Annotated in this window: 11 protein-coding genes, 1 other RNA gene and 1 pseudogene; 5 read left to right on the top strand and 8 right to left on the bottom strand. The window is 68.2% G+C overall.

Annotated features, from left to right (window positions below; genetic code table 11):
• A partial coding sequence (locus AB4Y99_RS15750; protein WP_441523955.1) for an FAD-linked oxidase C-terminal domain-containing protein occupies positions 1-1,194 on the top strand: 1,194 nt, incomplete at its 5' end.
• Positions 1,195-1,345: 151 nt separating this feature from the next.
• Positions 1,346-4,912 carry an AsmA family protein gene (locus AB4Y99_RS15755; protein ID WP_441523956.1) on the top strand — a complete coding sequence of 1,189 codons (3,567 nt, stop codon included), beginning with the start codon at positions 1,346-1,348 and terminating at the stop codon, positions 4,910-4,912.
• A gap of 71 nt (positions 4,913-4,983) precedes the next feature.
• Here AB4Y99_RS15755 and AB4Y99_RS15760 read toward each other — a convergent pair whose 3' ends face one another.
• The 6 genes from AB4Y99_RS15760 to AB4Y99_RS15785 form a co-directional block, all read right to left on the bottom strand.
• Positions 4,984-5,211 carry a ribbon-helix-helix domain-containing protein gene (locus AB4Y99_RS15760; RefSeq protein ID WP_441523957.1) on the bottom strand — a complete coding sequence of 76 codons (228 nt, stop codon included), beginning with the start codon at positions 5,209-5,211 and terminating at the stop codon, positions 4,984-4,986.
• Positions 5,208-6,449 carry a class II fumarate hydratase gene (locus AB4Y99_RS15765; RefSeq protein ID WP_441523958.1) on the bottom strand — a complete coding sequence of 414 codons (1,242 nt, stop codon included), beginning with the start codon at positions 6,447-6,449 and terminating at the stop codon, positions 5,208-5,210. The genes AB4Y99_RS15760 and AB4Y99_RS15765 overlap by 4 nt, the downstream gene beginning before the upstream one ends.
• Before the next feature lie 40 nt (positions 6,450-6,489).
• Positions 6,490-7,095, bottom strand: a complete 606-nt coding sequence (locus AB4Y99_RS15770) for an SspB family protein (RefSeq protein ID WP_441523959.1) — start codon at positions 7,093-7,095, stop codon at positions 6,490-6,492.
• A gap of 56 nt (positions 7,096-7,151) precedes the next feature.
• Positions 7,152-7,529: a transfer-messenger RNA gene (ssrA, locus tag AB4Y99_RS15775) on the bottom strand.
• Positions 7,530-7,586: 57 nt separating this feature from the next.
• Complete coding sequence (locus AB4Y99_RS15780; RefSeq protein WP_156115860.1) at positions 7,587-7,877, bottom strand: hypothetical protein; 291 nt, start codon at positions 7,875-7,877, stop codon at positions 7,587-7,589.
• A 109-nt stretch (positions 7,878-7,986) separates the two neighbouring features.
• Complete coding sequence (locus AB4Y99_RS15785) at positions 7,987-8,295, bottom strand: PepSY domain-containing protein (RefSeq protein ID WP_191123971.1); 309 nt, start codon at positions 8,293-8,295, stop codon at positions 7,987-7,989.
• Positions 8,296-8,678: 383 nt separating this feature from the next.
• Between AB4Y99_RS15785 and AB4Y99_RS15790 the strand changes: the two genes are divergently transcribed.
• Positions 8,679-9,581 (top strand): thymidylate synthase, encoded by a 903-nt coding sequence (locus tag AB4Y99_RS15790; RefSeq protein WP_113252455.1) that lies wholly within the window; start codon positions 8,679-8,681, stop codon positions 9,579-9,581.
• 10 nt (positions 9,582-9,591) lie between these two features.
• Here AB4Y99_RS15790 and AB4Y99_RS15795 read toward each other — a convergent pair whose 3' ends face one another.
• Complete coding sequence (locus AB4Y99_RS15795) at positions 9,592-11,013, bottom strand: TRAP transporter large permease subunit (protein ID WP_441523960.1); 1,422 nt, start codon at positions 11,011-11,013, stop codon at positions 9,592-9,594.
• Positions 11,010-11,489 carry a TRAP transporter small permease subunit gene (locus AB4Y99_RS15800; protein WP_441523961.1) on the bottom strand — a complete coding sequence of 160 codons (480 nt, stop codon included), beginning with the start codon at positions 11,487-11,489 and terminating at the stop codon, positions 11,010-11,012. Before AB4Y99_RS15800 ends, AB4Y99_RS15795 begins: the two co-directional genes overlap by 4 nt.
• A 372-nt stretch (positions 11,490-11,861) precedes the next feature.
• On the opposite strand from AB4Y99_RS15800, the gene AB4Y99_RS15805 reads away from it, so the two are divergent.
• Positions 11,862-12,179, top strand: a complete 318-nt coding sequence (locus AB4Y99_RS15805) for a hypothetical protein (protein WP_441523962.1) — start codon at positions 11,862-11,864, stop codon at positions 12,177-12,179.
• Positions 12,179-13,626: pseudogene (locus AB4Y99_RS15810) on the top strand (ABC transporter permease). The gene AB4Y99_RS15805 and the pseudogene AB4Y99_RS15810 overlap by 1 nt, the downstream one beginning before the upstream one ends.
• Positions 13,627-13,639 lie beyond the last annotated feature (13 nt).

Here is a 13,639-nt window from a genome sequence, read left to right on the forward strand (position 1 = left end):
GCGCATGGCGTGCCGGTCATCGCCTTCGGTACCGGCACTTCGCTGGAAGGCCATGTCAACGCGCCCTTCGGCGGCGTCTGCATCGACATGTCGCAGATGAAGCGGATCGTCGCCGTCCATGCGGAGGATCTCGACGTGGTGGTCGAGGCGGGCGTCACCCGCAAGGAACTCAACGAGCATCTGCGCGACCAAGGCCTGATGTTCCCGATCGATCCCGGCGCCGACGCCTCCATCGGCGGCATGGCGGCGACGCGCGCCTCGGGCACCAATGCGGTGCGCTACGGCACGATGAAGGACAATGTGCTGGCGCTGAAGGCGGTGATGGCCGACGGCTCGATCGTCCAGACCTCGACGCGGGCCCGCAAGACCTCGGCCGGCTACGACCTCACCCGGCTTCTCGTCGGCTCGGAAGGCACGCTCGGCATCATCACCGAGGTGACGCTGAAGCTGCACGGCATCCCGGAGGCGATCGCGGCGGGCGTCTGCCCGTTCCCGTCGGTGAAGGCGGCCTGCGATGCGACGATCCTGACCATCCAGACCGGCCTGCCGGTCGCGCGCATCGAATTGCTCGACGATGTGATGATCCGCGGCGTCAACCTGCACGCCAAGCTCGGCCTGCCGGAGACGACGATGCTCTTCGTCGAGTTCCATGGCACGGAAGCGGGCGTTGCCGAGCAGTCGGAGCGCTTCGGCGAGATCGCGGCGGAATATGGCGGCGGTCCCTTCGAGTGGGCGACCAAGGCCGAGGACCGCTCCAAGCTCTGGCAGGCGCGCCATGATGCCTATTGGGCGGCGAAGGCGCTTCGGCCCGGCTTCGACTCGGTTGCGACCGATGTCTGCGTGCCGATCTCGCGACTGGCCGAATGCGTCGAGGAGACCAAGCGGGACATCGAGGAATCCGGGCTGATCGCGCCGATCGCCGGCCATGTCGGCGACGGCAATTTCCACACGCAGCCGCTGGTCGATCTCAACGACAAGGCCGAGGTCGAGCGGGTGCAAGCCTTCATCGATCGGCTGGTGAAGCGTGCGCTGGCGATGGGCGGGACCTGCACGGGCGAGCACGGTGTCGGCCAGAAGAAGATCAAGTATCTCGAGCAGGAGCATGGGCCGGAGGCGGTCGCGGTGATGCGCACGATCAAGCGTGCGCTCGACCCGCAGAACATCCTCAATCCCGGCAAAATCGTCGTTCTGTGACATCGCCGCCGCTTGCGCCGCCCGCGGGCTTCGCCGAAATGTCGTGATCTCGCCGCGACTTGCCGTCATTCTGCTGACAGCTTGATCGTGCATGGCGGCGCCGGTTCGGCCGGCACCGCCCGCTGGTTGCGAAAGGGGCAGAAAGCGGACGTTGCGTGAAACTCTGACAGTTCTCGCCGCCTTGCTGGTGCTGGCGCTGCTGGCGGCCCTGGTCGGCCCCGGCTTCGTCGACTGGCGCGTCTATCGCTCGCAGGTCGAGGCACGGCTGAGCGAGGCGCTCGGCGTCGAGACGCGTGTCGGGGGCGATATCCGCCTGCGCCTCTTGCCCTCGCCGCGGATCACGCTGGGAGATCTGCGGATCGGCGCGCCGGGCGAGACGAGTTCGGCGACGGTCGAGAACGCCACTGTCGAGCTCGCTCTGGCCTCGCTGGCGCGGGGCGAGTTCCATTTTTCGGAAGCGCGCTTCGACGGCGCCATATTGTCCCTGTCGCTCGATCCGAACGGCGCGATCCGCCTGCCGGAGCGCAGGGGCGCCGGCTTGCCGGCACAGGCTAGCCTTGAGCGATTGACGATCAGCCGCTCGGCGGTGATCTGGCGCGATCCGGGCAAGGCGCCGGTGACGATCGCTCCCGTGGCGGCGGAGGTTTCGGCGGTGAGCCTCGCCGGGCCCTGGCGCTTCGAGGGCGAGGTGGCGGGCAACTCGCTGCGCATCACCACCGGCGAGATGGATGAGGGCGGCCGGCTCCGGGCCAAGGCGTTCCTCACCGGCGACAATTTGCAGTTCAATTTCGACGGGGCGCTGCTCTTTCCACGCCAAGGCGGCGGCAGCGTCGGAGCCGAGGCGGACGGGCTGTTCAACCTGTCGCCCGGCGGGGCGGTCGCGCTTTCCGGCCGGCTGCGTGGCGGCAGCCGCCAGCTCGACCTCTCCGGGCTGACGCTGGACCTTGCCGGCGGCGCGGCGCGGCTGGAAGGCGAGGGGCAATATCTCCCGCCCGGCGGCACGGGCTCGCTCGCGCTCAGGGCCCGGCGGCTCGATGCCGATGCGCTAGCGACGGCGCTGGCCGAGCGCAAGGGCTTCATGCAGGCGCTGCAGGGCCTGCCGGGCAGCCTCGACATCAGCCTCGACCTCGACCAGATGATCTGGCGCGGCGAGGATTTCTCGGCTCTCGCTCTACGCGGGAAGCTGCACGATCAGGGCCTCTCCGACGCCACCGCCTCGCTGCGCGTCGCGGGCGCGCTGGTCGGCGCCAGCGGCAGTGCGAGCGAAACGGAGGTTTCCGCGCGGCTCACGGTCAAGGCCGATGATGCGCGCCGCGTCGCGCTGGTGCTGTCGCGCAATGGCCTCGATCCCGCGCTGGCCGAGTTCATCGCCCGGCTCGGACGGATCGACGCCGATGCGGCCGGGAGCTGGAGCGCCTCCGGCCTCGCCTTCCAGCGGCTGCTGGTCGCCGGCTCGTCGGGGTTGCGCCTGGAGGCCGCAGGCGAGATCACCGATGCAAAGCTTGCCGCGAAGGCGACGGTCAACGGGCTCGACCTCAACAGCCTGCCGCCGGGGGCGAGCCTCGCCGGGCCGTTCGGAGCGCGCGATATCGCGCTCGACCTGTCCCTGGCCAATGTGCGTTTCAGAAATGCCCCTCCGGGCTCCGCTTCGCTCGATCTCAAGCGCGAGGGCGAGATCTGGCGGTTGAGCCGGCTTTCGGTGGATGGCTTCGGTGGCGTCAGCGTGGCGGGTTCCGGCGCGCTGCTCGCCGAGGGCGGGGATATTTCCGGGCGCGTGCGGGCGCCGCGCTTCGAGACATTGGCCGCGCTCGCCGGGCCGCTGCTGCCGGACAGTGTGAGCCAGGTGCTCGGCCGTGTCGGAGACGGGCTGTCGCGGCTCGACACCGGTTTTCGGCTGACGCGGGCGGCCTCCGGCGAAACCAGTCTTTCGGCTCAGGGCACGGCGAACGCCGGTAAAATCGCCATCGACGGGCGGCTCGACCGGGCCGGGACATGGCAGCGGGCGACGCTCGGCTTCGATCTTGCCGACCGGAGGCAGGCCTTTACGGCGCTCGGTTTGCCGGCGCCGATGCAGGGCGGGCCGGGCAAGCTCACGATCGATCTGAGCGGCGGCCGCGCGGTCGGTTCGCTGGCGGGGCCCGGGCTTTCGGTCGTCGTCGAGGATGGCGCAGGCGGGCGGCAACTCACCGTGCAGGCGGATGGGCCCGGCCAGATCCTCGCCGAAGGGCCGGCGCGGTTGCTGCCGGACGGCGTGCTCGATGCCCATGCCCGGCTGGCGATGACAGGCGAGGCCGTCAAGCTCGACGACATCGCCGCGAATCTGGGAGGCGACTCCGCCACGGGTTCGCTCACCCTGCCGCGCGAGGGGCGCTATAGCGGGCGCTTCGTCGTGCCCGGGGCCGATCTGCGTGGGTTGATCGCCGCGGCGCTGGGTCAGGTCGCTCCGACAGYGGGCTCGCTCTGGTCGACGGCGCGCTTCGGGCGCGTGGCGGAACTGCCGGAGATGGAGCTCTCGGTCGAGGCCGGCACGCTGACGCTGCTCGACGGGGTCGCCCTGCAAAAGGCCCGCTTCATGCTGAAAGCCGATCAGGGTGGACTCAGGGTCGAGGACATTGCGGGGGGCTATGGCGGCGGGCAGCTCTCCGGGCGGCTCGGGCTGCGGCGCGACGGCGGTCTCGGCCAGCTCAACGGCCGGATCAATCTGACCAGCGTCGATCTCTCGGGGCTGACGAAAGGGGCGGTCTCCGGCAAGGCCTCGGGGCTGTTCGAACTCGGCGGCTCGGGCGAGACGCCGGCGCGGCTCATCGCGGGCCTGAGCGGCGCGGGCAGCCTGTCGCTTGCTGGTACGCGCCTCGCGCGCTTGGACCCCAAAGCCTATGAGCGCCTTATCGCGGCGACCGGCGAGGACGCCTCCGAGAGCGATGCCTCGCGCCTGCGCGACCGTCTGGCCGAGGCGCTCGACCGCGACGCCTGGACGCTGGGCGATGTGACGCTGCCCTTTACGCTCGCCGGCGGCCTTGTCCGGCTGCAACCCTTCGGTTTCGAGCGCAACGGGATGAAGGCCGAGGCGAGCGGCACCGTCGATCTCAGGGGGCTCACCGCCGATCTCAGGCTCGGGCTGAAGCCGGTCGGGCCGTTGCCGAAAGGCTGGCCGGGCGAGGTGCCGCAGATCGGGATCGCCTGGCGCGGGCCGCTCTCCGACCTCAAGCGAGAGAGCGACGTCAGTGCGCTCTCGAACACGGTGGCGGCGCGGGCGCTGGCACGCGAGATCGAACGGGTCGAGGCCTTCGAGGCGGATGCGCGCGAGCGGTCGATGCATATGCGCCGCCTGCGGGCCGAACGCGAGATGCGCGAGAACGAGCGGCAGCTCAATCTCTACCTGAAGGCGCAGGAGGAGGCGCGCATCGCGGAGGCGAAGCGCCAGGAAGACGCGCGGCGGGCGGAGGAACAGCGCCGACAGATCGAGCAGGCGAAGGCAGAGCAGGAGTCGCGGCGCCGTGCCGAGGCCGAGGACCGCGCCAGGGCCGCCGCCGAGCGGGCGGCGGCGCAACCGGCCCCGGCGTCGCAGCAGCCCGGACCGCTGGTGTTGCCGAGCGCGCCGCGCGCCAGCTCTCCGGAGGGCACCGTGCAGACGCCGCCCGGGCAGGGGGCTCCGGCGCTTCCGCCGCCCTTCCAGATTGCACCCGTGCCACCGCCGCGCAGCGTGCCGTTGAATTGAGAAACCGATTCAGCAGCTTCGCGCGCTGATTCCGGATTCTTCATCAAGCCATTGAAATGGCTCGCAATCGCTCAGGTGGAGCTTTCGGCCAGCCGGCGGAAATGCGCGAGGGTGTGCAGCCGCAAGGCTGCCGAGAGATTGATGTCGCCGCGTGCGGTGTCGATCTCGGCGATCAGGGCGGCGAGGCTGCGCCCTTCGCCCGCCGCGATCTCTTTCAGCGCATTCCAGAATTCATCCTCGAGCGAGACGCTGGTGCGGTGGCCGGCGATGCTGAGCGAGCGCTTGCGCTCGGGATTCATGCCGGCTCCGGCTCGTCGTCACGCGAGAGGCGGTGGCCTTCGACATGGCGCCTCGCCTTCTCGCCCTCGACGCAGTTGACGCGGAAGCTCTCGGCCGCGTCGGCCAGGAGCCGCACGGATTGCAGGAAAGCGGCGGCGATCACAGGCTTGAAGACATTGAGCTCGAAATGGCCCTGGCTCGCGGCGAAGCCGATCGTCGCCTGGTTGCCGTGGACCTGGGTCGCGACCATGGTCAGCGCCTCGGCCTGGGTCGGGTTGACCTTGCCAGGCATGATCGAGGATCCCGGCTCGTTCTCCGGCAGGCTGATCTCGCCGAGGCCCGAGCGCGGGCCGGAGCCCATCAGGCGGATGTCGTTGGCGATCTTGAACAGGTCGGAGGCCAGCGCCGCCAGCGCGCCATGGGCTGCGGCGAGCGCGCCATGGCTGGCGAGCGCCTCGAACTTATTGTCGGCGCTGCGGAAGGGCAGGCCGGTCAGCGCCGCGGCTTCCTTGGCGAAGAGCACGGCGAAATCGGGATGGGTGTTGAGGCCGGTGCCGACGGCAGTACCGCCCTGCGCCAGTGCGTAGAGCCCGCCGAGCGCGGCCTCGATGCGGCCGATGCCGAGATGGAGCTGCATCGCATAGCCGGAGAATTCCTGGCCGAGCGTGACGGGCGTGGCATCCTGCAGATGGGTGCGGCCGATCTTGACCAGGTTCTTGAAGACTTCGGCCTTGGCATCCAGCGCCTTTTCGAGGCCGCGCAGGGCGGGCAGCAGCCTGCGCGTGATCTCCAGCGCCGCGGCGATGTGCATCGCGGTCGGGAAGGCGTCGTTGGAGGACTGGCCGCGATTGACGTGGTCGTTGGGGTGCACCGGGCTCTTGGCGCCGAGGCCGGCGCCGAGCAATTCGTTGGCGCGGTTCGCCAGAACCTCGTTGGCGTTCATGTTCGACTGGGTGCCGGAGCCGGTCTGCCAGATCACCAGCGGGAAATGCCCGTCGAACTTGCCGGCGARCGCCTCGTCGGCGGCTTGGCCGATCGCGCCGGCGACGCGCTGGTCGAGCAGGCCGAGCCGGGCGTTGACATGCGCCGCCGTCTTTTTCACCAGGACCAAGGCATGCACCAGCGGCAGCGGCATGCGCTCGCTCTCGCCGCCGATCCTGAAATTCTCGAGCGAGCGCTGAGTCTGCGCGCCCCAGTAGCGATCCGCCGGCACGGCGATGGGGCCRAAGGAATCGGTTTCGGTGCGCGTCTCGGTCATGGGATCAGTCCGTCAGCTCGGTCGTCAGGTCTTCTTGTTGTCAGGTCTTCTTGCGGAAGGAATCCAGGCTGACGACCTCGGCGGTGCCGCGATTGTCGTCCTCGCCTTCGCTCGCCGCAGTCGCCGCGTCGGCCTTGTCGTCGCCGTCCTTGGTTCCGCCCTTGGCGGTTTCCGCTTCGGCCGCCTTGGATTTGAGGACGGGGACGCCGGCCGGCACGAGCTTGGCCGGCAGCGGGGCCGGCGCATCGGCCATTTCGGCCTCGGCCGGCGGAGCGGCCTCCTCGGGCGTGTCCTGCGTCTCGAATTTCAGGCCGAACTGGACGGAAGGATCGAAGAAAGTCGTCACCGCGTCGAAGGGCACGAGCAGCCGCTCCGGCACGCCGGAGAAGGACAGGCCGACCTCGAAGGAATGGTCGCTGGCGCTCAGATCCCAGAACTGGTGCTGGAGGACGATGGTCATCTCCTCGGGATGCTTCTCCCGCAGGCGCTGCGACAGGCGCACGCCCGGAGCCCCCGTGCGGAAGGTGATGTAGAAATGATGCTCGCCCGGCAACCCGTCGCGCGCAGCCTCCGACAGGATCTTGCGGACGACGCCCTTGAGCGCCTCCTGAACCATCAGATCGTAACGAAGGACATCCTTGGACATTGCGTCGACGTTTCCGCTTCACTCCCCGGCGGGAACAGCCGGCAGGCCAAAATGAAAGTGGAGGCTTCTGTTGCCAGGCGCCTCCGAGCCCCGCCTTACGCGGCTAAACGCAAGGGCTTTGGTTTGGGAACCAGCACCGCATTACGCGGCGACAGCAACCCGAGCATTGTTGTCGTTGGCAACTATGCTTTTGGCCCGATAACGGCGGAACCATGCCGAGCAAAAGRAMGTCCTTTACACCCTCGTCGATCCTATTTCGCCCCCGCCAAAGCCCTGCGCGCTTGCGGCAAGGCTCCCTGTCGCCAGGGCTTTGGTGGAGGCGCCGGGTACCGCCCCCGGGTCCGAAAGGCTTATTCCGAAATCCGTTTATCGCCATAGCCGCTCTTGCGAGCGGCACCGTGAATATAGGCATAGCCGCGGCGCGGGGAAAGACCGCCGGCTCGATTTCGACAGGAAGGATCGATAAGGCCGAGCAGTGAGGCTTTCCGGCCTCAATTGAGAATTCGACCATCTCTGACGTCGATGTCGAGGATCATCTCGTCGTCATCGACCGTGCGCCCCGCCAACTCCCAGCGGTCGCTGGTCCGCGTGATCTCCTCGACATGGACGAGGCCGGCGCTCCAGGCAATCTCGCGCGCCCGGCTTTCCGAGATCGTGCTTTCAGGAATCGTCCGGTCGTTATCGAAGGCGACGATTTGGGCCGCCGCCTGCGAGGCATGACCCGGCAAGGCAACCACGCTCGTGAACAAAGCCACCGCAAGCAAGCGAGTTGCGCCACTCATCCGTATATCGAACCTCGTGAATCGGAGGTGGGATGAGTAGCGTGGATTGAGGCAAGTTTCGGACAGGAGCCTTCACGGCTGGTCGCGATCCCGTGAGTCCGTCAGATCGTCAGTTGCCGGCCTTGGCGGAAGCGGGTCGCTCCCGCTCCAGTTTCAGCACGGCGCCGTCGCTGGCCCTGAGCCTGATCTCGATCTCCGAGCCGAGACTGTCGCGGCCCTCGACCATCCAGTGGCCGTCGTCGAACTTGATCTCCTCGATGCGGGCGACGCCGTTTTCGGTGGCGATGCGGCGGGCATCCTCCATCGAGATCGTCCTGTCGGACGGTTTGGGCGGCGTTCCGGAAGGTTGGGCCATGGCCCGCGCCGAGAGCGCGAGCGTGGCCATGGCGGCCAGCGCCATCGATCGTCGTGAGAGCATGCGCATCTCTCCCTGTTCAGGCAGCCCATGAGGGAACCGTCGCCGCCGGGCATTGTTCCGGACACGGCTTGTCACGACATGCTGCAAAGGTTGGGGAAGCTTGCCGGCGAGGCGGGGCCAGCGGCGCCGCGACCGGCTATGGTGGCCCGCTTCTCAGAGATTCGTCATGCACCCATGTCACGACCGGCTCCAACGCGGCCCGACCCGAGGCATCCGCAAGGAATGTCGCTCCGCCATGCGCGCCATTGCCGGGCATCGGCTGCGCCTCGACCTGTCGGAAGAGGCTCGGTCGGTCACGGCCGGGACGCTGCGTCCGGCGCGGCACGGCGCTCAGGAAGTATAGGATTGCCGCGCTCGGCGTCGCGCAATCTCAGGAGGCAGGAATGAGCCGCAGGCACCCGGAACACCAATATCTCGACCTTCTTTCCGATGTGCTGGAACGGGGTGACGAGCGGCTCGACCGGACCGGCGTCGGTACGCGGTCCATTTTCGGCGCCATGGCGCGCTTCGACCTCTCGGACGGGACGGTGCCCATCCTGACGACCAAGCGCGTCTACTGGAAGACGGCGGTCAAGGAGATGCTCTGGTTTCTGACCGGACAGACCAATATCCAGCCGTTGGTCCGTGAGAATGTGCGGATCTGGACCGACTGGCCGCTCGCGACCTACCGTCGCGAAACCGGCGAGGAGATCGGCCAGGCGGAGTTCGAGAAGCGTATTGCCGAAGACGATGATTTTGCCGCGCGCTGGGGCGAGCTTGGGCCCGTCTACGGCAAGCAATGGCGCCGATGGCTGGGGGCCGATGGTCGCGAGCACGATCAGATCAAGGATCTGATCGACACCCTGCGCAGCAATCCATCAAGCCGCCGCATGCTGTTCCATGGCTGGAATGTCGCTGAATTGGGCCAAATGGCTCTTCCGCCCTGCCATATGGTCTATCAGTACCACGTCACTTCGGATGGGCGGCTGAATTCCCTCTGTTTCCAGAGATCCGCGGATCTGCTCCTCGGCGTCGGGTTCAACTGGGTGAACTGCTGCGCGCTTCAATTGATGATCGCGCAGCAGGCGGGATTGAAGCTGGGCGATTTCGTCTGGTTCGGAGGCGATGTGCATCTCTACCTGAACCATCTTGATCAGGCTCGCGAGCAGTTGAGCCGCGATCCGCGTCCCTTCCCGAAGATGCGCCTGACGCGGCACGCCGCCAGCATCGACGATTACCGGATCGAGGATTTCGAGGTCGAGGGCTATTCGCCTCACGCGGCCATCAAGGCCGACGTCGCGGTCTGATCTCGGCCAGTCAAAACTTCGGTGGCGCGATCTCCAGCAGGTCGGCGGGAGGGGTGATGTCGTGCAGGCGGCGGGCGGCGTCGGCTTCGGATGGGGCCGCGACGGCCGCCGCGGGCGGCTGGCCCAGATGCGCCAGGCGCGGCCAGCAGACGACCGCCGCCGTCACGAAGAGCTGCACGAGGATGAAGGGGGCAAGCGACGCCATGGCGGCGCGCAACGGCGCGCGCCTGCTCGCCGCCGCCCGCGTCATCGTCAGCGCATAGCCGAGCGGCGGGAGCAGGAAGCTCGTCTGCAGGACGAGCAGGGTCAGGACCGCGACCCATTGCGCATCCTCGACCCGCATCAGGATCGGCGGCAGCAGGATCGGCACCAGCACGAAGATGATCTCGAAGGCGTCGAGAACGAAGGCCGCGATGAAAATCAGGATGAGGCCGGCTCCCAAAATCCCCAGAGGACCGCCGGGCACCGCCTCCATCCAGCTGGCGACCAGCCGGTCGCTCCCGAGCACGCGGAAGACGAGCGTGAAGGTCGTAGCCGCGACCAGCAGGGCCATCAGCGCGCCGGTCATCGCCAGCGTATCGTCCAGAACCGCCTTCAGCGTCGCGCCGTCCAGTCGACGGCTGAGCAAGCCCGCGCCGAGCAGGCCGACGGCCCCCATCGCCGCCGCCTCGACCGCGTAGAAATAGCCGAGCGCGACGCCCAGCAGGAGCCCGCCGATGAATCCGACCGTCACGAGCGCCAGCAGCGCTTCCTTCAGCGTCGGGGCGGGAAGGCGCTTGCCGGGTTCCCGGCGCAGGAACGCCAGGGCGAGGCAGGCCGCGAGAAACAGCCCCGCCGGCAGCATCGCGCCGCGGAAAACATCCTGCGTGTTGACGATGCGATCGACCCGGCCGGTGGCATTCAGGGCGATGGTGTGAGCCGTCATCATCGCATCGCCGAGCAGGATCAGGACGAGGGAAGGCGGCACGAGCACGCCGAGCGTGCTCGCTACCGTCAGCAACGCGACACTCTCGGCGGGCGTCACCTCATGCTCGGCCAATGCCGGCTCGATCGCGCGCGTCAGGGCGATCGCATTGGCGCTGACGGAACCGTTCATCGGCCCCAGGATGGCGCCGAGCGCCAGCGTCGCTCCGCGTGCGCCGCCGAAGGGGCGCAAGCCCGCGCGAAACAGGATGCGGGCGAGCGGCAGCCGGTTCAGCAGCGCGCCCATGAAGACGAAAAGCGGCAGGGCCTGCAGCAGATCCGATTCCAGCAGGCCGACGAGGCGGCTCGGCAGCGCCGCGAAGAGCGCCGCGCTGGACGGGTCGAGCACGGTCGATGCGGCAGCGCCTATCGTCGCAAGGCCGATCAGGACGCCCCAGACGGGCAACCCCGTCGCGATCGCGCCCAGCGCGATCCCGGCGAGCATGGCCAGGCCGATCCACTGGTTCACGCGCGCCTCCGCAGCAAACCGAGCAGGCCAGAGATGAAGACAAGGGCCGCCAGGAGGAAGCCCGAGGCGCGGATGAGGAAATAGCCGGGATTGCCGGTGTCCGGGAAGGCCTCAAGGCCGCGAAGGCTGGTCAGCAGGGCAGGCCAGCCGACGATCAGCAGAAACAGCGACCAGGGCAGAAGCCCGAGCACGATGAGGCCGGCCTCCAGTGCCCGACGCAGCCTCTCCCCGTGCCGATGCGCCAGGGCATCGCTGGCCAGATGGGCGCCGGAACGGGTGGCCGCCGTCAGCGATACCGCGACGTAAAGGGCGAACACGCATTGCCCGAGATCGTTCGCCTCACGCGACCAGCCCTTGTAAAGATCGCGCAGCGGCCATTGCAGGAACAGCAGAAGCACGAGAGGCAAGGCGAGCCATCGGGCCGTCAGGCAGATCGCGCCCAGGCCCCGATCGAGCGCGTCAACGAGAGCCTGCATGGAATCGCTCCGGAACGGGCATCCATCAAACATCATTCCGCAACGCGAGTAAGCCTGCGCCGGGGCGATGTCGACACCTGTCGAACCGCCCGGGCTGTCGAGGCGCTTCGAGCTGCGATGCGGCCTCTATACCCAGGTATAGTTGGCGATGCCTTCGTCCGATTGATCCCGCCCCCGACAGCGCGCAAACAGCGTGACGTTGCCGCAACGAGGCGACGCCCTTTCACATCGCACGGCCCTTCTTCGAGGAGGGAGAGATCGCGTCGGTCCGCTGCGGCGGCGCTTTGCGATCTCGCACGCCTGCGATGCAGGAGCGCGCCGGACGTCGCCCGGCGCCAAGGACGACTTCGAGCAGGTCGAAGGAGATGCGTCATGAACGATATCCTCGCCTTTCCCCGGTCGGTGGCTCCCGCCGGACCCGGCCCGGCGCGGCCTGTCTCTTCCCAGGTTCTGCGCTTCGCGCCGCGCATGAGGGCCGGGCGTTCGCGCCTCGTGGCCGCATGGCGGGTCAGCGAGGTGGACGGGCGTCTGGAATGCTGCTGGCAGCCGGAAGGTGGGGAGGAGGGTGCCCGACGATCTCGCGCCAGCAGGCGCTGCAGGGTCTTCCTGCCCCATGCCGGACTGCTGGCGCGCGGCGGCATGGCGCTCTCCATCGGCCATGCCGGTCGCTATTCAGCCGAGGTTCCGTGATGCCGTTCCTGTCCAACAATCCCGAGCGGGGCAGCGCCCTTGCTGCTCTCGCCCGCGAGCGGGTGCTGCCCAATCTCTACGACCTCGCCGCCTTCGCGCTACTCGCCACGCTCGCGGTGCTGACGTTCCACGGCGCGGCGGCGATGCATGCGCCGCTCGCCGGCCTTTCCAGCGCGCCCATCGCGCTCGATCCGGCGTTGCTGCCGGAATACGCGCTGCGCACGACGATGCGGATGTTCGCGGCGATCATCGCCTCGTTGATCTTCACCTTCGTCGTCGCGACCCTGGCGGCCAAGAGCCGCCGCGCCGAAATGCTGATCATTCCGGCGCTCGATATCCTTCAATCGGTGCCGGTGCTCGGGTTTCTGACCTTCACCGTCACCTTCTTCATGGGGCTGTTCCCTGGCAGCCAGCTCGGCGCCGAATGCGCCTCGATCTTCGCGATCTTCACCAGCCAGGCCTGGAACATGGCCTTCTCCTTCTATCAGTCGCTGCGGACCGTGCCGCGCGATCTGGACGAGGTCAGCCGCGGCTTCGGCCTGTCCTCCTGGCAGCGCTTCTGCCGGCTGGAGGCCCCGTTCGCGATGCCCGGCCTGGTGTGGAACACCATGATGTCGATGTCGGGCGGCTGGTTCTTCGTCGTCGCCTCGGAGGCGATCACGGTCGGCGACACGACGGTCCAGCTTCCGGGGCTCGGTTCCTGGCTCGCGCTCGCCATCAAGGAGCAGGACTTCGTGGCCGTGGGCGCGCGTGGTCGACCTGGATCGCGGTCTCCTATGTCGGGCAAACCCTGTCGTGGGGGGATGCCGGAGATGCGTTGGTGCGCGGCCTCGTCACCCTGCTGCGGGTCGTCGTGTTGATCGCCGTCGCGAGCGTGATCTGGGTGCCGATCGGCGTCTGGGTCGGCCTGCGCCCCGAGATCGCAGAGCGGGTCCAGCCGGTCGCCCAGTTCCTCGCGGCCTTTCCGGCCAATGTGCTGTTTCCCTTCGCCGTCATCGCCATCGTCAGCACCGGCGCGAGCCCGGAAATCTGGCTCTCGCCGCTGATGGTGCTGGGGACGCAGTGGTACATCCTGTTCAACGTCATCGCCGGGGCGAGCGCCTTCCCGACCGATCTGCGCGAGGCCGCCCGCGTCTACCAGCTCCGCTCATGGACCTGGTGGCGGCACGTCATCCTGCCGGGGATCTTTCCCTACTATGTCACCGGCGCGCTGACGGCCTGCGGCGGCTCCTGGAACGCCAGCATCGTCGCCGAGGTGGCGAGCTGGGGCGATACCAAGCTCGAGGCCTATGGGCTGGGCTCCTACATCGCCAATGCGACCGAGGCCGGCGACTTTGCGCGCGTCGTGCTGGGCATCGCCGTGATGTCGCTCTTCGTCACCCTGCTGAACCGCGTGCTCTGGCGCCCGCTCTACGTCCTCGCCGAGCGCCGCATGCGTCTCGACTGAAATTCCCGAAAGG

This window comes from Allobosea sp. TAB14, from assembly GCF_052113865.1.
GTDB lineage: Bacteria > Pseudomonadota > Alphaproteobacteria > Rhizobiales > Beijerinckiaceae > Allobosea > Allobosea spartocytisi.